The organism is Mycobacterium heidelbergense (genome assembly GCF_050205645.1).
Taxonomy (GTDB): Bacteria; Actinomycetota; Actinomycetes; order Mycobacteriales; family Mycobacteriaceae; genus Mycobacterium; species Mycobacterium heidelbergense_A.
This window is the reverse complement of the sequence record NZ_JBNMQT010000011.1, coordinates 118,343-142,520: the sequence shown is the minus strand read 5'-3', so window position 1 is coordinate 142,520 and position 24,178 is coordinate 118,343. Positions and strand designations below refer to the sequence as shown.

The 24,178-nt window shown below is 67.2% G+C and carries 24 protein-coding genes; 13 read left to right on the top strand and 11 right to left on the bottom strand.

The window, feature by feature from the left end; translation table 11 throughout:
• Nucleotides 1-35: 35 nt before the first annotated feature.
• From ACQI5H_RS15000 to ACQI5H_RS14990, 3 genes are read left to right on the top strand one after another with little or no spacing between them, the layout of a single operon-like run.
• Complete coding sequence (locus ACQI5H_RS15000) at nucleotides 36-1,367, top strand: hypothetical protein (protein ID WP_427080136.1); 1,332 nt, start codon at nucleotides 36-38, stop codon at nucleotides 1,365-1,367.
• Entirely contained in the window at nucleotides 1,364-2,506 is a 1,143-nt protein-coding gene (locus ACQI5H_RS14995; protein WP_427080135.1) for a hypothetical protein, read from the top strand. Before ACQI5H_RS15000 ends, ACQI5H_RS14995 begins: the two co-directional genes overlap by 4 nt.
• 39 nt (nucleotides 2,507-2,545) lie before the next feature.
• Complete coding sequence (locus tag ACQI5H_RS14990; protein ID WP_427080134.1) at nucleotides 2,546-3,601, top strand: dihydrodipicolinate reductase; 1,056 nt, start codon at nucleotides 2,546-2,548, stop codon at nucleotides 3,599-3,601.
• Between the two features lie 10 nt (nucleotides 3,602-3,611).
• Here ACQI5H_RS14990 and ACQI5H_RS14985 read toward each other — a convergent pair whose 3' ends face one another.
• Nucleotides 3,612-4,898, bottom strand: a complete 1,287-nt coding sequence (locus ACQI5H_RS14985) for a serine hydrolase domain-containing protein (protein WP_427080133.1) — start codon at nucleotides 4,896-4,898, stop codon at nucleotides 3,612-3,614.
• An 11-nt stretch (nucleotides 4,899-4,909) separates the two neighbouring features.
• On the bottom strand, nucleotides 4,910-5,074 hold the full coding sequence (locus ACQI5H_RS14980; RefSeq protein WP_427080198.1) for a hypothetical protein: 165 nt from the start codon (nucleotides 5,072-5,074) through the stop codon (nucleotides 4,910-4,912).
• Nucleotides 5,075-5,144: 70 nt separating this feature from the next.
• On the opposite strand from ACQI5H_RS14980, the gene ACQI5H_RS14975 reads away from it, so the two are divergent.
• From ACQI5H_RS14975 to ACQI5H_RS14965, 3 genes are all read left to right on the top strand, one after another.
• On the top strand, nucleotides 5,145-5,318 hold the full coding sequence (locus ACQI5H_RS14975) for a CsbD family protein (protein WP_076125229.1): 174 nt from the start codon (nucleotides 5,145-5,147) through the stop codon (nucleotides 5,316-5,318).
• A 99-nt stretch (nucleotides 5,319-5,417) separates the two neighbouring features.
• Nucleotides 5,418-6,107, top strand: coding sequence for a cutinase family protein (locus ACQI5H_RS14970; RefSeq protein WP_427080196.1), 690 nt, complete (start codon nucleotides 5,418-5,420; stop codon nucleotides 6,105-6,107).
• A 46-nt stretch (nucleotides 6,108-6,153) separates the two neighbouring features.
• Nucleotides 6,154-7,140: an NAD-dependent epimerase/dehydratase family protein gene (locus ACQI5H_RS14965; protein ID WP_427080132.1), complete on the top strand. Its 987-nt coding sequence runs from the start codon at nucleotides 6,154-6,156 to the stop codon at nucleotides 7,138-7,140.
• Here the strand turns inward: ACQI5H_RS14965 and ACQI5H_RS14960 are convergent.
• Nucleotides 7,137-8,591 carry an aldehyde dehydrogenase gene (locus tag ACQI5H_RS14960; protein ID WP_427080131.1) on the bottom strand — a complete coding sequence of 485 codons (1,455 nt, stop codon included), beginning with the start codon at nucleotides 8,589-8,591 and terminating at the stop codon, nucleotides 7,137-7,139. The genes ACQI5H_RS14965 and ACQI5H_RS14960 overlap by 4 nt on opposite strands.
• Nucleotides 8,592-8,606: 15 nt before the next feature.
• Nucleotides 8,607-9,317 (bottom strand): SDR family NAD(P)-dependent oxidoreductase, encoded by a 711-nt coding sequence (locus ACQI5H_RS14955; RefSeq protein ID WP_427080130.1) that lies wholly within the window; start codon nucleotides 9,315-9,317, stop codon nucleotides 8,607-8,609.
• Between the two features lie 225 nt (nucleotides 9,318-9,542).
• Here ACQI5H_RS14955 and ACQI5H_RS14950 point away from each other — a divergent pair, with 225 nt between their 5' ends.
• Nucleotides 9,543-10,097 (top strand): TetR/AcrR family transcriptional regulator, encoded by a 555-nt coding sequence (locus ACQI5H_RS14950; RefSeq protein ID WP_427080195.1) that lies wholly within the window; start codon nucleotides 9,543-9,545, stop codon nucleotides 10,095-10,097.
• Nucleotides 10,098-10,099: 2 nt separating this feature from the next.
• On the opposite strand, the gene ACQI5H_RS14945 is transcribed toward ACQI5H_RS14950, so the two are convergent.
• Entirely contained in the window at nucleotides 10,100-11,350 is a 1,251-nt protein-coding gene (locus tag ACQI5H_RS14945) for a cytochrome P450 (RefSeq protein ID WP_427080129.1), read from the bottom strand.
• A gap of 111 nt (nucleotides 11,351-11,461) precedes the next feature.
• On the opposite strand from ACQI5H_RS14945, the gene ACQI5H_RS14940 reads away from it, so the two are divergent.
• On the top strand, nucleotides 11,462-12,250 hold the full coding sequence (locus tag ACQI5H_RS14940; protein ID WP_427080128.1) for a rhomboid-like protein: 789 nt from the start codon (nucleotides 11,462-11,464) through the stop codon (nucleotides 12,248-12,250).
• A 69-nt stretch (nucleotides 12,251-12,319) separates the two neighbouring features.
• On the opposite strand, the gene ACQI5H_RS14935 is transcribed toward ACQI5H_RS14940, so the two are convergent.
• Complete coding sequence (locus ACQI5H_RS14935) at nucleotides 12,320-13,456, bottom strand: glycosyltransferase (protein ID WP_427080127.1); 1,137 nt, start codon at nucleotides 13,454-13,456, stop codon at nucleotides 12,320-12,322.
• Nucleotides 13,457-13,578: 122 nt separating this feature from the next.
• Here ACQI5H_RS14935 and ACQI5H_RS14930 point away from each other — a divergent pair, with 122 nt between their 5' ends.
• On the top strand, nucleotides 13,579-14,346 hold the full coding sequence (locus tag ACQI5H_RS14930) for a class I SAM-dependent methyltransferase (protein WP_427080126.1): 768 nt from the start codon (nucleotides 13,579-13,581) through the stop codon (nucleotides 14,344-14,346).
• 14 nt (nucleotides 14,347-14,360) lie between these two features.
• Here ACQI5H_RS14930 and ACQI5H_RS14925 read toward each other — a convergent pair whose 3' ends face one another.
• Both ACQI5H_RS14925 and ACQI5H_RS14920 read right to left on the bottom strand, forming a co-directional pair.
• Nucleotides 14,361-15,836 carry a sensor histidine kinase gene (locus tag ACQI5H_RS14925; RefSeq protein ID WP_427080125.1) on the bottom strand — a complete coding sequence of 492 codons (1,476 nt, stop codon included), beginning with the start codon at nucleotides 15,834-15,836 and terminating at the stop codon, nucleotides 14,361-14,363.
• The gene (locus ACQI5H_RS14920) at nucleotides 15,833-16,528 is read right to left on the bottom strand and encodes a response regulator transcription factor (RefSeq protein WP_427080124.1); all 696 of its coding nucleotides are present in this window, start codon (nucleotides 16,526-16,528) and stop codon (nucleotides 15,833-15,835) included. The genes ACQI5H_RS14925 and ACQI5H_RS14920 overlap by 4 nt, the downstream gene beginning before the upstream one ends.
• Before the next feature lie 986 nt (nucleotides 16,529-17,514).
• Here ACQI5H_RS14920 and ACQI5H_RS14915 point away from each other — a divergent pair.
• Nucleotides 17,515-18,504: a sulfotransferase family protein gene (locus ACQI5H_RS14915; RefSeq protein WP_427080194.1), complete on the top strand. Its 990-nt coding sequence runs from the start codon at nucleotides 17,515-17,517 to the stop codon at nucleotides 18,502-18,504.
• A gap of 67 nt (nucleotides 18,505-18,571) precedes the next feature.
• Nucleotides 18,572-19,210 carry a cutinase family protein gene (locus ACQI5H_RS14910; protein WP_427080123.1) on the top strand — a complete coding sequence of 213 codons (639 nt, stop codon included), beginning with the start codon at nucleotides 18,572-18,574 and terminating at the stop codon, nucleotides 19,208-19,210.
• On the opposite strand, the gene ligD is transcribed toward ACQI5H_RS14910, so the two are convergent.
• Nucleotides 19,207-20,241, bottom strand: coding sequence for a non-homologous end-joining DNA ligase (gene ligD / locus ACQI5H_RS14905; RefSeq protein WP_427080122.1), 1,035 nt, complete (start codon nucleotides 20,239-20,241; stop codon nucleotides 19,207-19,209). The genes ACQI5H_RS14910 and ligD overlap by 4 nt on opposite strands.
• Nucleotides 20,242-20,278: 37 nt before the next feature.
• Here ligD and ACQI5H_RS14900 point away from each other — a divergent pair, with 37 nt between their 5' ends.
• Entirely contained in the window at nucleotides 20,279-21,346 is a 1,068-nt protein-coding gene (locus tag ACQI5H_RS14900) for an ATP-dependent DNA ligase (RefSeq protein WP_427080121.1), read from the top strand.
• On the opposite strand, the gene ACQI5H_RS14895 is transcribed toward ACQI5H_RS14900, so the two are convergent.
• The gene (locus tag ACQI5H_RS14895; protein WP_427080120.1) at nucleotides 21,309-22,763 is read right to left on the bottom strand and encodes a DUF222 domain-containing protein; all 1,455 of its coding nucleotides are present in this window, start codon (nucleotides 22,761-22,763) and stop codon (nucleotides 21,309-21,311) included. The two genes, ACQI5H_RS14900 and ACQI5H_RS14895, sit on opposite strands and share 38 nt — an antisense overlap.
• A 129-nt stretch (nucleotides 22,764-22,892) precedes the next feature.
• Here ACQI5H_RS14895 and ACQI5H_RS14890 point away from each other — a divergent pair, with 129 nt between their 5' ends.
• Entirely contained in the window at nucleotides 22,893-23,258 is a 366-nt protein-coding gene (locus ACQI5H_RS14890; RefSeq protein ID WP_427080119.1) for a hypothetical protein, read from the top strand.
• Between the two features lie 13 nt (nucleotides 23,259-23,271).
• On the opposite strand, the gene ACQI5H_RS14885 is transcribed toward ACQI5H_RS14890, so the two are convergent.
• On the bottom strand, nucleotides 23,272-24,177 hold the full coding sequence (locus ACQI5H_RS14885; protein WP_427080118.1) for a haloalkane dehalogenase: 906 nt from the start codon (nucleotides 24,175-24,177) through the stop codon (nucleotides 23,272-23,274).
• Nucleotide 24,178: the final 1 nt, after the last annotated feature.

The following is a 24,178-nucleotide window of genomic DNA, read 5'->3' as shown; positions in this document are numbered from 1 at the left end:
TGCCGCTATCTTCGGAAAGCCCCTATCCTGTCCTGATGAGTGCGGATTCGCAGGTGGCGACCGCCATCGCGGTCGGCCACCCGCGCAGGTCGGTGATCGAGAAGGCGTGGCGCGCGATCGGTCCCGGCGTGGAGGTGCTCAGCAGCGACGACGGCGGCCCGTTGAGCCGCACCGTCAAACGCGTCGTGGACCCGTTAGTGCTGCGGCTGCGGTCCAACCCCCAGTATTCGAACCCCGTCGTCGATCCCGAGACGGCCGCCGCCATGCACGAACTGATCGTCGGAAGCGCTCCCCAATTGCGTTCCGCCGCGGCATGGTTCGACGCTCTCAAACTCGAGCGCCGCCGGCAGCGGATCCGCACCGGAAACGCCCAGGAGCTGTACTTCCCGGTGTGCTTCGAGCTCGCGGTGACGAAAGGGCCACCGGCACCGGAGGATCAGGAGACGGTGGCCGCGATACTCAGCGAAATCCACCTCGGCCGGGACCGGACCGCGATCGAGGTGTTGCGCCAATACGTGGCGAGCCCGGACGTCGTGGCCACGCTCACCGGCCAGCTGGATCGCAGCTGGCGCGACGTGCAAGCCTCGGAAGCAGCCGCATCGACCGCCACCGGTCCCTTCCGGGACGAGCTCGGCACCGCGCTCGGCCGTGCGGCCGGTCACAGCGCCGCGGCCGCGCGTCAACGGGCGTGGTCGGCCGTCATCGCCGACCCCGCACCTTACAACCTGGGCGCCCTGGCGCGAACCGAGACGGCCGAACTACCGTGGTCGATCGTCGCGCTGGGCTTGAGTTCGATTGCACCGCAACGAAAGCCGCAGATATCCGCCGGCTCCGACAGTGATCGCCCGCTGGACCGCAGCGTGGTGGACCGGGTGCGCGCGACGTTGCGGCGCGCCCTGGATCGCGACGCGTTGCCCGACGTCCCGCTGCTGTGCGAAGAGGAGGTCGACCGCGCCTGCGCGCCATGGGGGTTGCTGTCGGAGGATAAACAGGCCACGTTGGTGGCCGGCATCGAGGTCGCGGTCGAGCTGGCGCCACTGGACCCCACCGTCATAAGCCACTACGGGCTGGCCGCCCAGATCCAGGCCCGCCTGCGCAAGGAGGCATACGTCTTACACGCCAGGCGCTATCTCGCCGAGGGCGGCCCGATTCATCCAAGGCAACGGCAGGTCGTCGACGATCTCGCCGCCTACGCGCAGCCGTACCTCAGCCGGCTTTGGGCCCGCCTGCACGGCCGCGATGTCTGGCAGGAGCCCTGCGACGACGTCGACGAGGTGCGGTCCTTACTAGAGGGGGTCGCGCGGTCGGTGAGCCTCGATCACCGGCAACGGATCAAGGCGATGCTGGAATTGCAGGTGGCCGGATGAGATTGGTTGCCGATTCCGGTCTTTGGGGGACCGGCCCCGCCATCGCACAGACGCCGCTGACCGCGGTGCTGGAAGTCAGTGGCGCCGTGCTGTCCTGGACGGTCGACGAGCCCACCGGCGCGGCACAGATCAGCTTTACCGATTTGGCGCGCGCCGACTGGCTTTGGCGCGTCCTCGGCGAATCCGGACACGTCGCGCTGGCATCCGCCTTAGGAGCAACTGAAGGCGCCACCGACCAAGCACACAGCGTCGAGCTGACCGGTGTCGACGTCGTGCCCGAGTCGGTCGACCCGCTGCGGCGGCTGGCCCTCGGACACTGGCTGCGGCGCTGGTGGCCCGCCAGTCGCCGGGACGGCATCGCCGGGCTGGACCGCGCGCTGCTCGACGTCGAGGTCGCCCTGCTGACCATCGGGGCGCAGGGCTTCTTCACCGATGACACCCTGGATTCGGATGTTGCCCAGCTGCTGGCGCCGCACGCCGCGGCCCTGCTCATGCACGCCGGAAGTGACGATCCGCGGGTGCTCGACCTGGTCCGGGCCGGCGCCGGGGTAGCCGACGACGCCGGCGTCGATGGCATCGGGTGGCCGGAACTGCATGCCGCCCTTGATGATTCGAGCGTCGAGCTCTCGATGCCCGGCAGGCATCAGGACGACTACGCGCTGGCCGCCGGTGCGGACACGGGCGCGGGGGCCGCCACGGCGATCGCCACCGGCGTCGCATCGATCAACTGGAGCGCGGTTCCGCCCGCGATATTCGACGCGGGCGAGGACACCGTCGACTGGGTCGTCGAGACGGCCGGCGCGGCGCCGGTCGCCATCGTGCGCGCGGCCGTCATCGGGCCGGACCCGGCCGCCGGCATCGAGGTGCGACTGCGGTCGGGGGCCATCAACGGCACCGGCGTCCTGGACGCCGATGGCCGCACCGCCCTTCCGTTGGTCGACGGCCAGCAGCGGCCGGTCACGGAGTCGGCGGCCTGGGATCACGACTGGACGGCAACATCGGTGACCGTCGGCGCCGACGTCGCGGCGGAGACGCGCGAGACACGGGAGCGGGTGCGTCGCTGGGCGCGGGCGCGGCTGGACCGCCCGGGCGACGACGCATTCCTGGCCGAGATCCTCGCCGCCGAATCCGCCTACTAAGGCCTACTAAGATTCGGGTCGATTCCCTATGCTGAGCGAGTGCCAAACACCTATCGCGTCGTTCAGTGGAACACCGGAAACGTCGGCAAGAGCTCGCTGAAATCCATCGCCGACAACCCCACCCTTGAGCTGGTGGGGTGTTATGCCTGGTCAAAGGACAAGGTCGGCCGAGACGCCGGCGAACTGGTCGGCATCGCGCCGCTGGGGATCGCGGCGACCAACGACGTCGACGCGCTGCTCGCCCTGAAGCCGGACTGCGTGGTCTACAACCCGATGTGGTTCGACGTCGCCGAGCTGGTCCGCATCCTGTCGGCCGGCGTCAACGTCGTCACGACGGCGTCCTTCATCACCGGGCGCAACCTCGGCGACGACCGCGATCGGCTGGTGGAGGCCTGCGAGCAGGGCGGCTCGTCGCTCTTCGGGTCGGGCGTGAGCCCGGGCTTCGCCGAACTGCTGGCCATCGTGTCGGCGATGGTGTGCAACCGGATCGACAAGGTCACCGTCAACGAGGCCGCCGACACCACGTTCTACGACTCGCCCGACACCGAGAAGCCGGTGGGCTTCGGCCAGCCGATCGACCATCCCGAGCTGCAGCAGATGGCCGCCAAGGGGACGGCGATTTTCGGCGAGGCGGTCCAGCTGGTGGGCGACGCGCTCGGCGTCGAGCTCGACGAGGTCCGCTGCGTGGCCGAATTCGCCCAGACCACCGCCGATCTCGAAATGGCGTCCTGGACCATCGAAGCGGGATGCGTGGCGGGCGTCTACATCAGCTGGCAGGGCATCGTCGACGGCAAGACGGTGATCGACCTCAATGTCCGGTGGCGCAAAGGACAGACGCTCGAGCCCGACTGGAAGATCGAACAGGACGGCTGGGTGGTGCAGGTCGACGGGCAGCCCACGGTCACCACCAAGGTCGGCTTCCTGCCGCCGCCGTATTTCCAGGCGGAGACGATCGCCGATTTCATGGACCTCGGGCACATCATGACCGCTGTGCCCGCGATCAACGCCATCCCCGCCGTCGTCGCCGCGGCGCCGGGCATCGTCACCTACGCCGATCTACCGCTGACGCTCCCGCGCGGGTTCGTCAAGACCTAGCGCCGAAAAGCTACGCGCTCCCCGACGCGGCCGTGTCCGCCCGTCGCCGGGCGGGTTTGGCGTAGGTCGCGCCCAGCTGCGGCACCTCGAGCGGACCCTGATGGCGGGCGGCCTCGATCGCGGTGCGCAGGGGACGGGCCAGGCCCGCGAACGATCCCATGTCGAACAGCCGTTGCGTCAGCAGCCGGTTGTGGACGTAAGCGAACGCGCTGCCGGTCTCCGGGTCGGCCCATCCCAGCGTTCCGCCCAGGCCGACGTGACCAAATCCCTTGAGCAATCCGGGCACCGGTGATTCGTGGTAGCCGAGATGAAAAGGCATGGGCACCACCATGTTCGCGTCCGGCCACTTGAACGGCGACCGACCCGCCAGGCCGCGCGCCAACTCCTTGGACAGGTACCTTTTGCCGTCGATGCGGCCGTCGTTGGCGAGTACCGCGAACATCTTGGCCAGGCCGCGCCCGGTCACCACGCCGTTGGCCGCGGGCACCTCGCCGTCCAGGAATGCGGTGTCCCCTTTCACGAGCGATATGACCCCGGGGAAATACATCGCGCCGAGGGCCCCGGAGAACGGCAGACCGGCCACCCGCGGTGCGACGAATTTGAGCACCGGCATGCGCCACTTGCCTTGTGGCATCAGAATCTGCGCCGCGCTGGTGGGCGAACCGGCGGGCGGGCGGCCGAGGTGCAGGCCGTCGGTGTTGAGCGGCCGCGCGACCTCCTGGCGGATCAACTCCCGCATGCCTTTGCCGGTGACGGCGCGGGCCAGACCGGACAGCAGCCAGCCGTACGTCAGCGCGTGATACGCCTGCACGCCCCGCAGGTGATCGAGGGGCGCCTCGGCCAGGCGCTGCTCCATGAGCAGGTGATCCATCAACTCTGTCTTGGTGACGCCCCTCAGATGCGACAACCCGGATCGATGCCGCAAGACGTCGCGAACCGTGATCTCGGCTTTCCCGTTGGCCGCGAACTCGGGCCAGTATTCGGCGACCGGCTCGTCGTACGACAACAGGCCGCGATCGGCCAGCCGGTGAACCACCGTCGAGGCGACACCCTTGGTCGCCGAGAACACCATCGCACCGGTGTCCGCGGTCCACGGCTCGGTGCCCGCGCGGTCCGACCATCCCGTCCAGACGTCGACGACGGGCCGGCCGTCGATGTAGACGCAGAGGGCTCCCCCACCTAGCCGCCGCCCGGGAAAGCGCTCGGCGAACGACTTGACGACGTTCGCGAAATGCGGATCGGCGGCGCCGCACACGTGGCGTGGCAGGCCGTCGTCGGTGACCAGCAGAGTCGACATTGAGAATGAAGCTAGCAGTGGGGTTGCTCAGGGGGTTCGCGCACGTCGGCGCCCGGCGCCACGTCGGGCGGCGCTTCCCGCAAAAACTTCCTCAGCCGAAGCAGCTGATTGACGACCATGCTGATACCCAACAGCATCAGCGTCGCCACCACGGCCACCACGATTGCGGTGCTCACAACCTCCATGGTGACAGTCGAAAGCCGCGTGGCGCGTTATCTGTCGCCGTGGGCGGGTAGCCGAAAGTGCATGAGTACCGAAGACAAGTTGAAGAACAAGATCGACGATTTGGGCGGCCGGGCCAAAGAGGCCATCGGCAAGGCGACCGGGAATGACGACACGCGAGCCGAAGGGCGCGCGGACCAGGCCAAATCCAGCCTGAAGGACGCCGGCGAGAAGGTGAAGGACGCCTTCCGGAAATAGCCACGCCATAGCCCGGGGCGCACCGGACGGTTGAAAAACGAGGCCGGGGGCAATCCCTACCGCGATTGGCATCGAATACCAGGGGTGGAGGTCGTGGACTTGACCAGCAAATGGGTGCGCCGGGTGGTGGTCGCCTGCGCACTACTGTTCGCTTCCGCATTGCTCGGCCCGCCGGCCCCTTTGGCGTCGGCCGACCCGTGTCCCGACGTCGAGGTCGTGTTCGCCCGCGGCACCGGCGAACCCCCGGGCGTCGGCAACATCGGGCAGCAATTCGTCGACGCCCTGCGCGGGCGGATCGGCGCGCGATCGCTCGGGGTGTATCCCGTCAATTACGCAGCCAGCAGCGATTTCGGCAATCCTGATTTTCCGCTGACCGTCATTGACGGGATTCGCGACGCCGGCGCTCACGTCCAGTCCATGGCGGCGAACTGCCCCAAGACCAGGGAGGTGCTGGGCGGCTACTCCCAGGGTGCTGCCGTTGACGGCTACGTGACCTCGGCCGCCGTACCGCCTGGGGTGCCCGCTGACTTGGTACCGAAGCCGATGCCACCGGAGATCGCCAACCACGTCGCCGCGGTCACGCTGTTCGGGACACCTTCCGACCAATGGCTGGCGCAGTATGGCGCGCCGCCGATCGCCATCGGCCCGCTGTACAAGCCCAAGACCCTCGAATTGTGCGCGCAGGGCGACCCCATTTGCGGTACCGGCAATGACAACGCCGCGCATGTCATGTACGGGGTGAACGGCATGACGGACCAAGCCGCGGACTTCGCCGCCGGTCATCTGTAATACCCCTGGCGCCTGCGAAACCGACGGCCGTTGCGAGAATCGCACGATGCACGTTCTGATCACGGGCGGGACCGGATTCGTGGGCGGCTGGACCGCCAAGCTGATCTCCGACGCCGGACATTCCATCCGGTTCCTGGTGCGAAATCCGGATCGGCTGCAGACCTCGGTCGCCAAGCTGGGCGTCGACGTGTCGGACTTCGCCGTCGGGGACATCACGGATCGGGTCTCGGTGCGCGACGCGTTGCGCGGCTGCGACGCCGTCGTGCACAGCGCCGCCCTGGTGGCAACCGACCCGCGCCAAACCAACGAGATGCTGACCACGAACATGCAGGGAGCCCAGAACGTCCTTGGTCAGTCCGTCGAGCTCGGCCTGGATCCGATCGTCCACGTGTCGAGCTTCACCGCGCTGTTTCATCCCGGCCTGGAGATGTTGACGGCGGACCTGCCGGTGGTCGGCGGGGCGGACGGATACGGGACGTCCAAGGCGCAAGTTGAGATCTACGCGCGCGGCCTGCAGGACGCGGGGGCCCCGGTGAACATCACCTATCCCGGAATGGTTCTCGGTCCGCCGGTCGGTGACCAATTCGGCGAGGCGGGCGAGGGCGTCAAGGCGGCGTTGCAGATGCATGCGATCCCGGGGCGAAGCGCGGCATGGTTGGTCGTCGACGTTCGCGATCTGGCGGCGTTGCACGCGGCGCTCTTGGAGCCGGGCCGCGGGCCGCGCCGTTACACCGCGGGCGGTCATCGGGTTCCGGCGGCCGAGCTGGCGAACATGCTCGGCCAAATCGCCGGCACGCCAATGGTTGCCGTCCCGATTCCCGACACCGCGCTGCGGGTAGCGGGTGCGGTGCTGGATCGGGCGGGCCGGTATCTGCCCTTCGACACCCCCTTCACCTCGGCGGGGATGCAGTACTACACGCAGATGCCGGCCTCCGACGATTCGCCCAGCGAGCGCGAGCTCGGCATCACCTATCGGGATCCGACCGAAACCGTCGCCGACACATTCGCCGCCCTACGCAGCGCCACCGGCTAGGCACTAGCTGCCGCGGCCGAAATCGACTGGCTCACAGTGTAACTGTCGATTCCCTCGGTTCCGAGTTCGCGGCCGTAGCCGCTGTTCTTCACGCCGCCGAACGGCGCCGCCGGGTCCATGATGTAGCCCTCATTGACCCCGAAGGTGCCGGAGCGCACCCGGGCCGACACGTCGTATCCGCGGTCGACGTCGGCGGTGAACACCGAGCCGGCCAGCCCGTACTCGGAGTCGTTGGCGATCCTGATCGCCTCGTCCTCGTCGCGGTAGGAGATGACGGTCAGCACCGGGCCGAAGATTTCTTCGCGCGCGATCCGCATGTCGTTGTTCGCATCGCTGAACAACGTCGGCCGCACGTACCAGCCGGTGCCGAGGCCGTCGGGCATGTCGGCGCCGCCGGTCACCAAGCGCGCGCCTTCGCTCTTGCCGGATTCGATGTAACCCCGGACGCGCTCCTGCTGGCGCCGCGCCACGAGTGGACCGAGCTGGGTGTTGGGATCCGCCGGGTCGCCCACCGTCATCGACTCCATTCCTGCCGCCAAGGCGTCGACGAACTCGTCCTTGCGCGCCTGCGGCACCAGTATGCGGCTCAGCGCGTTGCACACCTGGCCGCTGTTGGCGAGGCTCGCCATCTGGATCCCGGTCGCGACGGCCGCCGGGTCGGCGTCATCGAGCACGATGGCTGCCGACTTGCCGCCCAGCTCGAGGCTCACCCGCTTGAGCCCCTGCGCACAGGCGAGGGCGACCTGTCGGCCGGCAGCCGTGGATCCGGTAAACGACACCTTGTCGACACCGGAATGGCCGACGAGCACTTCGCCGACCTCCCGACCGCCGGGCACCACGTTCAGCACGCCGGGCGGAAGGTCCGCCGCCGCAACCATTTCCGCGAGTAGCTGCGCGTCGAGCACCGACTCGGGCGCGGGCTTGAGCACCACCGAACAGCCGGCCAACAGCGCCGGCACCACCTTGCAGACGGTGAGGAACTGCGGCATGTTCCACGGCACAACGGCGGCGACGACTCCCACCGGTCGCTTCACGACGCGAATGTCCTTGCCGTACAAGCCCGGACGTACCTGCTGCCATTCGTAGGTCCCGGCCAAGCCGCAGAATGCCGAGATCATGGTCAGGGGCAGCCGGACCTGCGCCATCTTGGCGAAGCTGATGGGGGCACCGATCTCGGCGGAGATCAGTGCGGCCATATCGGCACGCCGTTCCTTGTAGATGCCGGCCAGCCTGGTGAGTGCCTCGATCCGTTCGGCGGGCTGCAGGCGTGGCCACGGCCCGCCGTCGAAGGCCGCCCGCGCCGCCTCGACGGCCCGGTTCACGTCCGCGGGTCCCGCGCTGGCCGCGCGGCCGATGACCGCCTCGGTGTGCGGAGATACCACCTCGATGACGTCGTCGGACTCCGGGGCTTGCCACTTGCCGTCGATGAAGAGTTGGTCCCTGTCGTACATCGGATCTCCCTAGGGTCAGGTGTTGCGACCACCGTTGACGCCGAGAATCTGTCCGGTGATGTAGCCGGCTTCCTCGGAGGCAAAGAACGCGCACGCCGCGGCGATGTCCTCGGGCTTGCCCACGCGCCGCACCGGTGTGCGATCGATGTGGTCCTCCACCGTGCCGCCGAGCAGATGCCGGCTCTCGGCGCTGCGCAGCATCGGTGTGTCGATGAACCCCGGCGGCACGGCGTTGACGGTGATCCCGCTGGGCCCGTATTCCAGTGCCAACGACTTGGTCAGCCCGTTCACCGCCGACTTGGCCGCCACATAGTGGGCCATGAACGGCTGCCCGGAGTGCGTGCTGGACGACGAGATGTTGACGATGCGTCCCCAGCCGGCCTCGACCATGTCGGGCAGCACGGCCTGGATGGTGTGGAAGACGCCGTTGAGGTTGACGTCGATCACTCTGGACCATTCCTGGAAGGACATCGTCAAGAACTTCTTGAAGCCCTCCACCCCGGCGGCGTTGACCAGCACCAGGATTGGGCCGAACTTGTCGCGGATCGCCGATATCGCGGCGTCGACCTGCCTGCGGTCGGTGACGTCGGCAACGTGGCCGGGCCCGTCGTCGGTGGGCGACAGATCGATGACGGCCACCCGAAATCCGTCGCGGCGCAACCGTTCCGCGACGGCACGGCCAATGCCCGACGCGCCGCCGGTCACGACCGCTGTCTTGACGCTCAAATTCTCACCCTTCGCGAAGCTGAGCGATCGCTCAGGCCGGTTGGCCTCACCTGCCTATCACCCCACGCGCGCGATGGTCAAGCGCGGACGCGGGGCGCACGCTCCTTGACCGCGGCAACCGGGAATGCGAGCATGGCGGAGACGCGATTTGGGCAATCGCTCAATGAAGGTAGGTCCGTGACCGCATCAGAACGACCCAAGACGCGCGACTCCACCACTCGCGACATGCTGATCGACGCGACGAGTCGGATCATGGTCGACGAGGGCTATGCCGCGGCTACCTCGCGGCGGGTCGCGGCCGAAGCCGGCGTCAAACCGGCGTTGGTGCACTACTACTTCCCCACGATGGACGAGCTATACCTGGACGTGTTCCGCCGCGGCGCGGCCGCGTATCTCGAGCGGCAAAAGCAGGCGTTGGCCTCCGACCGGCCCCTACACGCCTTGTGGGACACCCTGATCGGGCCCAAGGACACGCGACTGCTGCTGGAATTCATGGGCCTGGCCAACCACCGCAAAGAGATCAGGGCTGAGATCGCGGCGTGGCAGGAGCGGTGGCGTGACATGCAAATCACCGCACTGAACTTCGTCGTCCGCGAACATGGTCTTGACACAAGGGAATTCCCTCCGGCGGGCATCGCGGTCGTCATTGCGTCGATCGGCCGCATGCTCATATTGGAGCAGGCGCTCGGCACTTCCGGGGGTCACGACGAGGCCGTCGCGCTCGTCAACCGCCTGCTGGACCGGTACGAGATGCCGACACCGAAGCCGCGCCGCGGCTGATCTCAGTGCAGCACCACCCGCAGCCGCTCCCAGCCGCGAACCGTCGACGTCGGCGCCAATTCCGCTGTGTCGTAGTCGATGTCCCATTCGGGCCAGCGATTGAGCATCTCGTCGAGCGCGACGCGCCCCTCCAGCCGGGCCAGGTTGGCGCCCAGGCAGTAGTGGACGCCCTTGCCGAAGGTGATGTGCGAGATGTTGTCGCGGTGGATGTTGAACGTGTCCGGATCGGTGTAGCGGCGGGGGTCGCGGTTGGCCGCCCCGAAGAGCAGCAGCATCGCGCTGCCGGCCGGAACGGTGGTGCCGTATATATCGAAATCCTTTGCCATCCAACGGGCGACGTGGGGGCCGGTGGGTTCGAACCGCAGCGTCTCGTCGACGGTGCGGTTCAGCAGTGACCGATCCTCGTAGATCTCCCGACGTTGGTCGGGATGCTCGGCGAGCACCTTGGCCAGCCAGCCGATCAGCCGGCCCGTCGTCTCGTTGCCCGCACCCGCGACCACTTGGGTGTAGTGCAATATCTCCTTGCGGGTGAGCTTGCGGTGCACGCCCTGGTCGTCGTCGAACTCGACGTTGAGTAGCTGCGTCATCAGGTCGTCCGACGGGTTCTTCGATCGCCACTCGACATAGTCGGCATAGATTCGGCCGTCGGCGATGGAGTCGGCGTTGGCGACCTTCAGCGGCGCGCCCGGCTTGGTCCGCAGATTGGCATCGTTGGCGTCCCGGACCGAGATCTGCTCGGACTCGGGAATTCCCAACAGCATGCCGATCACCCGCATCGGCATCATCGACGCGAGCTCGGCGATGATGTCGAATCCTTCCGATCCGACGAGCGGATCCAGGCAGCGGATGCAGTAGGCGCGGATCTGGTCTTCGATTTCGGCCATCCGGCGCGGGGTGAACACCCGCGACATCAGCCCGCGCAACGCCGTGTGCTCGGGCGGATCCTGGAACATCATGACCCCGCCGGGCATGTCGAATTTCGACTGGATCAACTCGAGGATGTCGCTGCGTCGGTTGGAGAAGACCTCCCAGTTGGCCAATGCCCGTTCGACGTCGGAATGCCTTGATATGGCCCAGAAGTCGTAGCGCTCGTTGTAGTAGATCGGCGCCTCGTCGCGCAGCCGCGCATAGGTCGGATACGGGTCGGCGTTGATGCCGGTGTCGTAGGGGTCGTAGTAAACGTCCGTGTCAACCTCCGCCTGGCCTTTTGGGCGATCGCCCAAATTTACCGCGCAGGCCCTGTTTAGCAGCATCACGCTTGCCTCGTCAAGAGCCCCACGACAATCTGTGAAGATTAATCACACGCGTGTGAAAGCTTCGTTAAGAACGTGGCCGATCTTGCGGCCAACCAGCATTGTTGTTGTATGCAGGCGACGGTTGCGCTCACCGCGTCGAGTGCCGCGCGATTTCGCGTCACCGCCGCGTATGCGGCATTGCTGGCCGGGGTCTCTCTTACGCTGACGATGCTCGGTCCGCATGCGCGCGAGGCCGCCGTGAGCCGCATGAGTACCAACCTGCACAATTTGCGGCACGGCCACATGGGCACCTTGGTCGGCAGCGCCTTCGTCGACGGCAGCGATGAGGTCTACCTCTGGTTACCGGGCCTGGTGTGCCTGCTAGCCCTGGGCGAATTGATTTGGCGCAGCAGGGGTTTGGTCCTCGCGTTCACGGTCGGTCATATCGGCGCCACGCTGTTCGTCGCGATAGGTTTGGCCGCCGCGCTCAAGGCGGGATGGCTGCCGATGTCGGTGGCGCGGGCCAGCGACGTGGGGGTCAGCTACGGCGCGGTGTGTGTTCTGGGAGCGCTGACGGCATCGATACCGTCGCGCTGGCGCGCAGCCTGGGTCGGTTGGTGGCTCGGCGTCGCGATGATCGCGGCCCTGGGAGCCGACTTCACCGCCTTCGGTCACATCCTCGCGCTGCTGCTGGGCATTCGCCTTTCGTTCCAACTGCCTTCGACAGCCCACTGGACGCCCATGCGCGTGGCCTTACTCTCCGTCGGCGTCGCGTTCGGCTACTTCGTGCTCTCCGGGCCGTCAATGGTCGCGCCGGCCGCGGGTGTGGTCGGGGCGCTCATCGCGGTTCTGGCCAGCCACACCCCGCTGTTCGAGCGGCAAGGTGAGCTGGAAGCGCGCACCCGGATCGTTGGGTAGGCAGGCGAGATCGCCGGGCCCGTCCGGCCCGCTGGGACCGCCGGCACCCGGCGCACCTCATCCGCCGGGCTAGGGACGGCGCCCCAGGCGGGCGGCGTCTTCCAGCAGATCGGCAGCGGCGGTGACGCTTTCGGCGGGTGTGGTCATCTGGGCGGCGACCTCACGGGTTCGACTGACGCAGTGCGGAGTGAGGATGGACCGCAGGTCTGCGACCAGCGACTTCTGCGTGGTCTCGAAGAAGGTGCGCGCCATCCCGGCTTCCAGTCGGCTGACCGCGGCACCCCACATCGGCTGATCGACCGAGACCCAGAGGATTAGCGTCGGGGCTCCGGCCCGGATGCCCGCGAACGTGGTGCCGGGGCCCCCGTGGTGGACGACCGCGCGGCAAGCGGGAAAGACGGCCGAGTGGTTCACCGCGTCGACAACCTTGACGTGCTCGGCTTGCGACTCGGTGAAATCGCTTGCGCCACTGCAAATCAACGCCCGCTCACCTAGCTCCGCGCAGGCCGCGCTGATCATCGCGACCGCGTCATCGGGTGACGCGACTCGGACGCTGCCGAAGCCGAAGTAGATCGGCGGTGTGCCCGCGTCAATCCACGAGGCGACCTCGTCGTCGACATCCACCGGCAACTCCAGCGTGAGCCCGCCAACGAAAGGCCGCCGGAGGCCGCGCTTTGCCCATTCGGCGGCCAGCCCCGGAAAGAACAGCTCGTCATAGGCCTGGATCTCCAGCCAGTGCGAGGGTCGTGTTTCCTCCGGCAGGCCAAGTTCCCGCCGGTGGGCGTCCTCCGCGTCTTTGGTTATGCCCGGACCGCCGGGCTCGATCGGGTAGAAGTGCAGGGTAGCCAGCGGAATGTCGTAGTACTCCCCCACATTGGCGGCCAGTCCCTGTTGGCTTGGGTCCGCCAGCAGCAGATCGGCCCCGTCTGCCAGCGACGTCAGTGCCGTACCCACCTCCGGCCAATATTGGGTGACATCCCGCAAGATTTCCCACATCATGCTGATCGGATTCGGCATCGGCGCGAATTTGCGGACCAAGTTCGCGCCGTGGGGAACCGCGGCAAGCCCGGCCGATTCGACAAAGTCAAGATAGGCGGGCGGGACCGCCATGCGCACTTCGTGACCTCGACGCTGCAGCTCCCGACCGACGGCTGCGTACGGCTCGGCATCGCCTCGACTTCCCAAGGTTGCCAGCGCAAATTTCATCGCGGCAAATGTAACGCAGCGGTGCTCTGGCAGCCATCGCTGCGCATCGTGCGGAGCCGTTCTCGCCCAAAAGATCTCTGCGAGAACTTGTTTCACCAGCGCCGAGTTGTACTCTGGCAGCAATGCTGAAGCTCGAGACCGCCGCACGATACGCGCGCGCGTCCGCACAGATTCCCGGCTTCTTCTACCCCGCCGACTTCATGCTGTTCGACTTCATCCTGGGCCACCAGCTGGACGACGGAGTCGAGGGGGACATGCTCGAGATCGGGGTCTACCAGGGTAAATCTGCCATTTTGATGGGTTGCGGTCTGCGTCCCGATGAGCGCCTCATCGCGTGCGATCTGTTCGAAAAGGTGATGTCGCAGGAGGACATTCCCGTCGAGGACCGGGAACCCTATGGCGGTCTGGCCGTCGAGACGTTCTGCCGCAACTGGGATCAGTTTCACAGTCGACGACAACTCGACGTCAGAATCTGTGATTCTGCGCAATTGACCGAGCTCCCGTCGTTGCGTTTCATGCACGTCGACGGGGGCCACAGCTATCAGCGCGCCAGGGGCGACATCAAGCTCGTCGCAAAGCACGCCGGCCCGCGAGGTGTGATCAGCCTGGATGACTACCGGATGACAGAAAAGCCAGGCGTCGCGACGGCAATCGCCGAAGCTGTCGCCGCCGGCGAGCTCTATCCCTTCTGCGCGTCAGACATGAAGCTATACGCCGCCACCAACAACGACGATCAAGCACATTGGGCTGCCGTATTGAAAGCGATGCCCGGGGCCGGGGTGTCCTCGTTCCCCGACTATGACGTGGTGACCGTGGCCATGCAGGTGAGCCAGCCCGTCGTGTTCGCAAATCTGTTGTTTTGCATGTCCGGCCGTCGCGACGACGTGTGACTGAGCAGCCCTGCTTATGGCGCTCCGGGATGCGGCGGCAAGGTGAGCCGGAACCGCGCCCCTCGATCGTTGGGCACGCAGACGAGATCTCCGTGATGAGCGCGCGCCAGTGCCCGGGCGATGGGCAGGCCGAGCCCGGCGCCGCCGTGGTCGCGATCGCGGGCTAGGTCCAGACGGACAAGCCGGTCAAAGATCCGCTCACGGTCGGAGTCTGCGATCCCGGAGCCCGAATCGGTGACGGTCAACTCGACGTCCGGCCCAGCCCTGCACACGTCGATCACGATGTGCCCGCCGGATGGGGTGTGTCGGCGGGCATTGTCGACGAGATTCGACACGATCTGGGCAACGCGGGTCCGGTCGGCGCGCACGGGCACACTCGGCTCACCGGTGCGCGTGATGGCGATGTCCGGAGAGAGCACGGCCACTCGCTCGCATTCGGCTTCGGCGATCTCGACGAGATCGGTGTCGGAGAGGTCCAGTGTCACCCCGGCGTCGATGCGGCTCAGATCCAGCATGTCGGCGACCAGTCGACCGGCTCGTTGGGATTCGGCTAAAAGCATTGCTGCGCGGCGGTATTGGGCTTTCGCGCGAGCATCTTCGCCGCCTTGGGCGGCGGCCCCCATCAGTTGTTCGGCAGCGACGCCGATTCCGGCGATGGGTGTGCGCAGTTCGTGGGCAGCATCTGCCAGGAACTGGCGAGTGCGCTGTTCGGATGCTTCCAACGCGTCGAGCATGCCGTCGAAAGCCGCTGCCGCGCGGCCGAGTTCGGTGCCGACGCGGTCGGGTCGCAGTCGCCTGCCGCGGTCGCCGCTGGTGATCGATCGTGCCACGGAGGTAAGCCGATCCAGAGGTCGCAGGGCGGCGCGGGAGACGGCGGTGACCAGCAGACCGGCCACCATCAGCGTGATCAGGCCGCCGGCCACCAGGACTTCGCGCAGCCGTCGGATCAGCGCGGTGGTTTGGGTGGTGTCCGCGACCAGGATTACCCGGCCGCCCGATGTCAGTGGGTGCACCACCACGGTGGCGGTGGCGTCGGGTGGCGCGACCGGTGGTGGCGGCGGCCAGCCCGGTGGTGGCGGCGGCCAGCCCGGTGGTGGCGGCGGCCAGCCCAATGGTGGTGCCGGCCAACCCGGTGGCGGCGGCGGAGGCGGAGGTTCCGTGGGTCCGCTGGTCGTGTCGGGTTGGATGGCGTGGTCACCGTAAGTGGTTCCGTCCGCGGCGACGAGCAGCGCGCGGATTCCTCCGCCCTCGAGCTGTGCCACCAGGCGATCGGGCGGGACATTGGCGGCGGCCAACGCGTCGGCGCGGGCGGCGGTGGCCATCAGCCGATCGTGGAGATCGCGGCGGGTCTGCGCCCCGAGCAGCAGGTCGATGGTGAGGCCCAGCACCAGCAAAAGGACGCCGAGCACACCGAGGACCATCAGAGCTACCCGCCGGTGCAACGAGGGCGTGCGGGTCTGCGCCGGGGCCGCGGCGCGTCGGTCACTCATTGCCGGAATGGTTGCAGGCGGTAGCCGATGCCGCGCACCGTCTGCAGGATGCGGGGTCCGTGCGCCTCCAGTTTGCGGCGCAGTCCGCTGACGTGGACATGCACCAGGTTGGCGTCGTAGGCGTCATAGCCCCAGAGGGCGGTCAGGATCTGCCCGGTACTCACGATGCGGCCGCGCTGCTCGACCAGGAACCCGAGCAGCCGCAGTTCGGTGGCGGTCAGGTCCAGGGGCGATCCCGCCCGAGCGGCGACCGAGGCGCCGAGGTCCAACGTCAGGTCGCCGCATTGGATAACGGCGGGTAGCCGGCCGCGGCGGCGCAGCACCGCGCCGACACGCGAGATCACCTCGGCGAGTTCGAAGGGTTTGACCACGTAATCGTCGGCGCCGCCGTCGAGCCCGCGCAGCCGGTCGGGCAGCCCGTCACGGGCGGTGAGCAACACGATGCCGGCGTCGCCCCAGTCGCGGATGACATCGATCAACGCGAAACCGTCGCGCCCGGGCATCATCACGTCCAGGACCACCAGGTCGGGACGAAATCCTTCCAGGACATCTTCCAGTCCCGCCCCGTCTGTGCGGGCCGCGGTGACGTAACCGACGTCGGTCAGCGCCTCCCGCACCATTTCGCGGATCGTCTCTGAGTCCTCCACGACCAGCACGCGGGCCCCTGCGCCTGGGCGGGATATATGTTTCATGCCCTCATTCTCGGCCGCTTCCTGAAATCCACCTGAAGAAACCGGGCTCCTGCGCGATGTCTTCAGGTTGGCTTCAGATTCGCTTCTTAGCTTCGCCCGCATCGCAACGATTCGACACACCGGGAGGAAGCCATGGCCGACGATCAACCGTTACACACACCCGAGGCGCCGAGGGGCTCTGCGCCCGCACCGTCCGTCGCGCAACGGCACCCCGTCGGCGTCGCGGTCGGCGCAGGCGTCGGCGGCCTGATCGTAGGGGCGATCCTGACCGCGCTGTTGCTTCCGTTGGCCTGGGGACCCCCGCCCGGTCCCTTCGGCATGCCACCGCCACCGCCACCACCGGCGTGGGCAATCCCACCGGGCTGGGGCCCACCACCGCCCGGGCCGGCCTTCGCACCGCCCCCGCCGGCGGGGCGCCCGAACCTGCCGGAGCCCGGCCTTCCGCCGGCTGGACCGCCGCCAAGCGCGTCCCAGCCCGCGCCAGTTGGACCGACAAGCAGATAGGAGTAACAGCCGAACATGAAGATCAAACAGGTAATCGCTGGTTCCTTGCTCGCGGGTGCCCTTGGCATAACCGCGGCGGGCTTCGGTATTGGGATAGCCAGTGCGGATCCCCCGCCCCCACCGCCGGGGCCCGGCCAACCTTGGCTGCCACCGCACGGGCCTGGTGGTCCGGCTGGGCCGTTTGCGCCAGCGCCGCCGCCTGGCCCGGATGGGCCGCCACCGCCTGGAGCGCCGCACCCGCCGGGCTTTTAACTTCGGCGTGCGGTAGCTGGATCGAGGGTGGCCGTCCCAATCGCACCGCTGAGGGGCGGCCACCGTTCGCCGAGGAAAGTGATCCTCGCAATTTTTACGCCATACAAGACAAATAGGCACAGCGGCACCAAACACGAGGCTTGTGGGCAAATGTTGTTCCGCGCGGTTTTCATGCGAGCGGCTATCGGATTGGCCGCAATCGGCTCGCCACTGCCGGGCGGCCACGCTTAATGCAAAGCCGGGAGTTGACCACAGTCGCCGCGCAGAGCGGGCCTGCGCCCCGCTCGGTCATTCTGTTCGTGTTGGGGATCAACCGATCCGGAACGTCGGCGCTCACGCGGGTTCTCTCACTGTGCGGTGGTGCACTGCCCGGCAAGCTGGTGGGCGCCATGGCGGACAATCCGGTCGGCCATTGGGAGCCGCGCGCGGCCAACTACCTCAACGAAACAATCCTGCGGCGCCACGGCAGCACAATGTTCGACCCGACACTGCGCCTGCACGAAGACGGGCCGTTCGATGCCGAAGCGAAGGCCGCCTGCATCGCCAAGATCCGGGCGTTTTTGACCACGTTGCCGGCCGCGCCGCTGGTGTTGATCAAGGACCCGCGGATCACGGTGCTGTCCAGTGTGTGGTTCGACGCGGCACGTCAGGCCGGATTTGACGTCGTGACCGTGATCGCGGTGCGCCATCCGCAGGAAGTCATCGCCTCGGTGGCGGCAAGTAGTGGAGCCTCGGCGGAGCTATCGAGTGCCTTGTGGCTGAAATTCAATCTGGTGGCCGAAAGACACACGCGCGGCATGCCGCGAGTATTCGTCGATTACGCCAACCTCCTCGCTGATTGGCGCCGGGAAGTAAAGCGGATTTCCGCGGCGCTTGCCATCGACCTCGATGCCCGGGACAAGGACGGCGCAATCGAGGAGTTCCTCCAAGACGATCTTCGTCGACAGCGACACTGCGGCCCGGTCACAGACTCGTTCGGCACGGACTGGATTTCCACCGTCTACGAAACCTTGGGCGCTGCCGCGAGGAATGAGTCCTGGGATGAGTCTGCATTGGAACGCGTTTACGAGGAGTACCGCGCAAGCGAACAGGATTTCCGAACGGCATTCGAGGATTTCCGCCGCTTCCATAAGCTCAACCGGCTGGTGCGGCCATCCATTTTTAAGCTGATCATGGAAGCCTGGGCGCTGGCTCACCGGCGCAAAGGGACTTGGGCCTAGCTGGCCCGACCGGACCGACTACACTTTGATTCGGTCCCAACGAATTGCAGCGATACGGCATTTGGCAATGCGCGCACGAAACATCGCTCGCATTCTGTGTGCGGCGGTGGTGATCACATGGACGCCGCTGAGCGCGTTCATCGATACCCGCTACGCTTTCGCCGGCGCGTGTCCCGACGTCGAGGTGGTATTCGCTCGCGGCACCAACGAACCACCCGGCGTCGGGGGTGTCGGCCAGGCATTCGTGGATTCCCTTAGGTCGCGTGCGGGGGGACGGTCCGTCGGCGTGTACGCGGTCAACTACCCCGCCACCGACGATTTCGTGCGGAGTTCATTGGCGGGGGCCGGCGATGCGGGCGGTCATGTCCAATCAACGGTTGCGAACTGTCCCAACACCAGAATCGTGCTCGGCGGGTACTCGCAAGGTGCGGGCGTGATCGATATGACCACCGACAACCTGCCGCCACAGGCAGCGAGTCATGTCGCTGCGGTCGCCGTCTTCGGTAATCCAGAAAGTAACTTCGCGAGAACCCTTGGGGGCGGCCGACTTCCGTCGATCAGCCCGCCCTACCGCCCCAAGACGATTGACCTGTGCGTTCCCAACGATCCGATCTGCTCCGAAGGCAGAAACCCGACCGCACACGTTTTGTATGTTCAGTCCGGGATGACCAACCAGGCCGCGGCATTTGCAGCCGATCGGCTCTAGTTTCGCTGGTCCTTCCGATCCGTGTCACGGCTCGGCTGAACGCGTTTCGGTTCGCCCTGCATTTTCGGGTAATTCGGCGGGTAGGGCATGTCGCCGAGGCCGCGTCGTTCGTCGGCCTTGACCATTTCCAGCAGCGGCGCAATGGATTGGGCGACCGAATCCATTGCGGCCCAAGGCTCGTCGCGGCCGGCGACGAGATCGGGCACGGTCGCCATCGTGTAGTCGTCGGGCTGGGCGCCGGCCAGCTCGTCCCACGTCAGCGGCGTCGAGACGGTCGCGATCGGGGTGCGCCGCACCGAGTAGGCCGACGCCATGGTTCGGTCGCGGGCGTTTTGGTTGAAGTCGATGAAGATGCGCTCGCCGCGCTCCTCCTTCCACCACGAGGTGGTGACCGCGTCCGGCGCGCGACGCTCGACCTCACGGGCCAGCGCGATGCCCGCCCGGCGCACTTGAATGAAGTCCCACTCCGTGGCGATGCGAAGGAATACGTGGATCCCGCGGCCCCCGGACGTCTTGGGATAACCGATCAGCCCGAGCTCGTCGAGCAGCGGGCGCAGCACGTCGACCGCCACCGTGCGGGCCTGCTCGAAGGCGACGCCGGGTTGTGGGTCTAGATCGATGCGCAGCTCGTCGGGGTGCTCGGTGTCGGGGCAGCGCACCTGCCATGGGTGCAGCGTGACGGTGCCCATCTGCGCGGCCCACACGATCGCCGCCGGGTGGGTCACCTTCAACGCGTCGGCGGTTCGTCCCGACGGGAACGTCACCCGGCAGGTCTCGAGGTAGTCGGGATGATGCAGTGGCACCCGCTTCTGATAGATCTCCTCGCCGTCGATGCCGTCCGGGAAGCGCTGCAGGTGGGTGGGCCGGTTCCGCAGCGTGTCCAGCATCGGCCCGCGCGCCACGGCGCCGTAGTACTCGACGAGCCGCCGCTTGGTGCCGTTCGACCCGAGTTGGGGGAAATACACCTTGTCCGGATTGGTCAGCCGAACCGCGATGCCGTCGACGTCGACCTCTTCTGCTGGTGCGGCCACACCACGATTCCAACATGCCGCAGGCCACAATGAACCAATGGACTTGCCCGTGATGCCGCCGATCTCGCCCATGCTGGCCAAGTCGGTGCGGTCGATCCCGCCGGATGCGTCGTATGAGCCCAAGTGGGATGGGTTCAGGTCCATTTGTTTCCGCGACCAGGATCAGGTGGAGCTGGGCAGCCGGAACGAGCGCCCGATGACCCGCTACTTCCCCGAGCTGGTCGCGGCGGCACAGGCCGAGCTGCCGGGGCGCTGCGTGATCGACGGCGAGATCGTCATCGCCACCGACCACGGCCTGGACTTCGAGGCGCTGCAGCAGCGCATCCATCCGGCCGATTCGCGGGTGCGGATGCTCGCCGAGAAGACGCCGGCGTCGTTCATCGCGTTCGATCTGCTCGCCGTCGGCGATGACGACTACACGCAGCGTCCGTTCGAAGAGCGGCGCGCGGCCCTCGTCGACGCGTTGGCCGATTCCGGGCCCGCGTTTCACGTCACGCCGGCCACCACCGATCTGGGGACCGCAGAGCAATGGTTCGAGGAATTCGAGGGCGCGGGCCTGGACGGCGTCGTCGCCAAGCCGCTGGCGATCACCTATCAGCCGGACAAGCGCGTCATGTTCAAGATCAAGCACGAGCGGACCGCGGACTGCGTAGTCGCCGGGTATCGAGTCCACAAGTCCGGTGGCGACGCGATCGGTTCGCTGCTGCTCGGGTTGTATCAGGACGACGGTCAGCTGGCGTCGGTCGGGGTCATCGGCGCCTTCCCGATGGCCGAGCGGCGGCGGCTGTTTTCCGAGTTGCAGCCGCTGGTCACCCGCTTCGACGACCATCCCTGGAACTGGGCGGCGCACGAAGCCGGCGAGCGCACGCCGCGCAAGAACGAGTTCTCCCGCTGGAACGCCGGCAAGGATCTGTCGTTCGTCCCGCTGCGGCCCGAGCGGGTCGTCGAGGTGCGCTACGACCACATGGAAGGCCAACGGTTCCGCCACACGGCGCAATTCAATCGGTGGCGCCTCGACCGCGATCCGCGGTCGTGCACCTACGAACAACTCGAACAGCCGGTCACCTTCAGTCTGGGCGACATCGTTCCGGGCCTCGGGCATTGAGCGCGCGTTCGGCATCGATGCGCCGCCTGCGGTCCTGCTCCCGGGTTCGCCGGCGCACGAGCATCATCAGCCCGCGATCGCCGATCGGCCGATATGTCGTTGGGGCAGTCGGTAATTCGCCGGTGGGCAAGCAGAGGATGGGAAACAGCAGGCGACTGCCCGGGCGGGTGGTGTAGGTCTGCCCGGCGGGAGATGTCCAGACGACGGTGCCATCCGGCCGCTGCTCGTCGCGCCAGCCCGTCCAAAAAGTCTTCAAGAGGTGGTGTTTTCTACAGAGGCACTTCAGGTTCGACGGGTGCGTCGGCCCCATCGGATACGGCACGGTGTGGTCGATATCGGTGAACTCGGCGGGTCGGTCGCAGCCCGGGAACCGACACGTCATATCGCGGCACCGGATGAATCGCTCCAGCTCGGCCGAGGGGCGGTAACCCGGCTCGGGCGCAGCGTCGCCGGGATGGCGCACGGGCCGGACCTTTGCGCCGCCGCGGATCAGCTCGGCCAGCACCGTCGGGGGGATCAAGCCGCCGTTGGTGAGCCGCCCCGCGCGCGGTTTGGGTTCCGCCGGAAGGGCGGGCTCGGGGTTATCGTGCGCGACGGCAGCCGCGTCGGCGACGACGTGGACGACGACGCTCCTCGCCCGCTCGTTGCCGTCCGCGCCGGCAGGGCAGTCCGTGTTCCCACAGCCGCACGCGAGCCGGTCCGCCCCGGCGGCCAGGGCCCCCAGTGCGTCGGCGCGGCGCTGGGCGACGGTGCGCGGATCGTCATGGCATACGTCATGGGCCATCTGGTCCAGCCGCCGGTCCAAGACGGCCGCGTCACTCTCATACAGAGAACCCCACAGATGCGCGGTGCCCGACTGATCGTCGGCCGGGGTGATCACCACCTCGCGGCCGCGGGCGCTGGCACGGGTACGGCGCAAGGCACCGGGGTCGTAACGGTCCACGACGTAATCGATGGCTTGCGCCGTCTTATTGACCGACATCGGCCCGAATGTCGCGGCGCCCTCGACCAGCGTCGCATCGACCATCCGCATCGTCTCCGGATCTTTGATGAGGTCGGTGCGCCACACGATCGTCGCCGCGAGCCGGGCGCTGATCTTGCCCTCGGCGAACAGGGCCGCCACTTGTGGCACCCGGTCACGCAACGCGACGGCCTGATACATCTGACCCGATGCCATGCTGTGGCTAATGCCTTGGGCCGCAGCGACTTCGGCGGCTATCGCATCCCAGTTGTCACACGACCAGTAGGCACAGTCGGTTGGCCCGATGGCGTGGCGCCCCACCAACTCGCCGATGGCCGCGAGCCGGCGCGCGGCGGCGGCCGCCTCGACCCGCGCGCACTCGGTGATGGCCAGCGCCAACGCCGCATCATCGGCGTGCGCCAGCTCGTCAATATCCGGCAACGCGCAATCGAACATACTTTCGAATGTAGCGAAGAGTCCCGACGATCCGCCACGCCCAGAAGCCCATCTGTGGATGAAGCGCCAACTGTGGATAACCGAGCAACCCAGGGTTTAGCCCCAAGGCGCGGCGGGCACGCGACCTACATGTCTGTAACAGCGTTCAAGGATCTGCCGCTGGCCGACCGCGACCGCAAGTGGGACGGCGGCGCCGCCGAAAAGCGGGTCCGGAAGTGGGCCGGCGCGGAAGACAAACCGAACCAGAAGTACCGCGATGCCCACATCTGGTACGACAGCGGCAACAAAGACAACTTCACCGGGTACAAGCTGCTGTTCGCCGATGTCATCGGCGGCAAGCTCAAAGCGGTACCGCGAGGGGTGATGATCGCCGGCGCGATAATGGACGGCGCGCGGGGCGGCATCGACTTGCCCAAGAGCGACATCGACCGGGTCCGAAGCCACCTGGCGAAGTACTACAAGAAGATGGACGAAAGCGCGCCGTGGGAGCGCTGAAACCCGAAAAGCCCTAGCGGCCCAAGAATTCCACGATGTGGTTGGCGAGCTCTTCGCCCGCGTCCTCTTGCAAGAAATGTCCGGCGTCGCGAATCAGCGGATGGTCGATACCCTGCGCGCCGCGCATCGCATGCCGAAAGATCTCGCCCATCGGCCCGGTGATCGGGTCGCTGTCGCTGAACGCGACCAGCATCGGCGTCGGGCTCACCGACAGCTTCGCCCAGGCCACTTTGTTGGCAGCGGCCGCGGGATCGTCAGGTGCGGTGGGCACCAGGCCGGGCATGGCGCGCGGTGCCGCGCAATACTCGTCGTCGGGAAACGGCGCGTCGTAGCCCGCGCGAACCTCGTCGCTCATCGGGCGGCGACAGCCACTCTGGACGAACGCGCCGATGTTCAGCTCCGGCGCCGTCGTGATGGCTTCGCGAAAGCGCCACCAGACCTCGGGTAGCGGCTGCTCGCCGTCGGGCAGGCCGGTGTTGGCGACGACCAGGCGGGAAAACCGGTCGGGATGCTCTGCGGCCAAACGCAATCCGATCAGGCCGCCCCAATCCTGGCCGACCAGGGTCACGTTGCGGAGGTCCAGCACGTCGAAGGCCAGCGCCCGCATCCACTCGACGTGGCGTGCGTAGCTGTGGTCCGCGCGGCGGGTCGGCTTGTCCGACCGGCCGAACCCGACCAGGTCGGGGCACACGACGCGATACCCGGCGGCACCGAGTATCGGAATCATCTTGCGGTACAGGTAAGACCACGACGGCTCTCCGTGCAGCATCAGAACGGGGTCGGCGCTCTCCGGGCCGTCTTCGACCCAGGCGATCCGCAGCGTACCGCCGTCACCGTCGGGGATGTCGCAATACCTTGGGGCATAAGGGAATTCGGGCAGATTCTCGAATCGCTCGCCGGGTGTCCGCACCGTCTGCATT

Excerpts from the sequence above, each read along its gene's own strand:
- ACQI5H_RS15000 (WP_427080136.1), top strand. The coding sequence starts at position 36 with ATGAGTGCGGATTCGCAGGTGGCGACCGCCATCGCGGTCGGCCACCCG.
- ACQI5H_RS14995 (WP_427080135.1), top strand. The coding sequence starts at position 1,364 with ATGAGATTGGTTGCCGATTCCGGTCTTTGGGGGACCGGCCCCGCCATC.
- ACQI5H_RS14985 (WP_427080133.1), bottom strand. The coding sequence starts at position 4,898 with ATGTCGACTCTGCTGGTCACCGACGACGGCCTGCCACGCCACGTGTGC.
- ACQI5H_RS14975 (WP_076125229.1), top strand. The coding sequence starts at position 5,145 with ATGAGTACCGAAGACAAGTTGAAGAACAAGATCGACGATTTGGGCGGC.
- ACQI5H_RS14965 (WP_427080132.1), top strand. The coding sequence starts at position 6,154 with ATGCACGTTCTGATCACGGGCGGGACCGGATTCGTGGGCGGCTGGACC.
- ACQI5H_RS14960 (WP_427080131.1), bottom strand. The coding sequence starts at position 8,591 with ATGTACGACAGGGACCAACTCTTCATCGACGGCAAGTGGCAAGCCCCG.
- ACQI5H_RS14950 (WP_427080195.1), top strand. The coding sequence starts at position 9,543 with ATGCTGATCGACGCGACGAGTCGGATCATGGTCGACGAGGGCTATGCC.
- ACQI5H_RS14945 (WP_427080129.1), bottom strand. The coding sequence starts at position 11,350 with ATGCTGCTAAACAGGGCCTGCGCGGTAAATTTGGGCGATCGCCCAAAA.
- ACQI5H_RS14940 (WP_427080128.1), top strand. The coding sequence starts at position 11,462 with ATGCAGGCGACGGTTGCGCTCACCGCGTCGAGTGCCGCGCGATTTCGC.
- ACQI5H_RS14935 (WP_427080127.1), bottom strand. The coding sequence starts at position 13,456 with ATGAAATTTGCGCTGGCAACCTTGGGAAGTCGAGGCGATGCCGAGCCG.
- ACQI5H_RS14930 (WP_427080126.1), top strand. The coding sequence starts at position 13,579 with ATGCTGAAGCTCGAGACCGCCGCACGATACGCGCGCGCGTCCGCACAG.
- ACQI5H_RS14925 (WP_427080125.1), bottom strand. The coding sequence starts at position 15,836 with ATGAGTGACCGACGCGCCGCGGCCCCGGCGCAGACCCGCACGCCCTCG.
- ACQI5H_RS14920 (WP_427080124.1), bottom strand. The coding sequence starts at position 16,528 with ATGAAACATATATCCCGCCCAGGCGCAGGGGCCCGCGTGCTGGTCGTG.
- ACQI5H_RS14915 (WP_427080194.1), top strand. The coding sequence starts at position 17,515 with ATGCAAAGCCGGGAGTTGACCACAGTCGCCGCGCAGAGCGGGCCTGCG.
- ACQI5H_RS14910 (WP_427080123.1), top strand. The coding sequence starts at position 18,572 with ATGCGCGCACGAAACATCGCTCGCATTCTGTGTGCGGCGGTGGTGATC.
- ACQI5H_RS14900 (WP_427080121.1), top strand. The coding sequence starts at position 20,279 with ATGGACTTGCCCGTGATGCCGCCGATCTCGCCCATGCTGGCCAAGTCG.
- ACQI5H_RS14895 (WP_427080120.1), bottom strand. The coding sequence starts at position 22,763 with ATGTTCGATTGCGCGTTGCCGGATATTGACGAGCTGGCGCACGCCGAT.
- ACQI5H_RS14890 (WP_427080119.1), top strand. The coding sequence starts at position 22,893 with ATGTCTGTAACAGCGTTCAAGGATCTGCCGCTGGCCGACCGCGACCGC.
- ACQI5H_RS14885 (WP_427080118.1), bottom strand. The coding sequence starts at position 24,177 with ATGCAGACGGTGCGGACACCCGGCGAGCGATTCGAGAATCTGCCCGAA.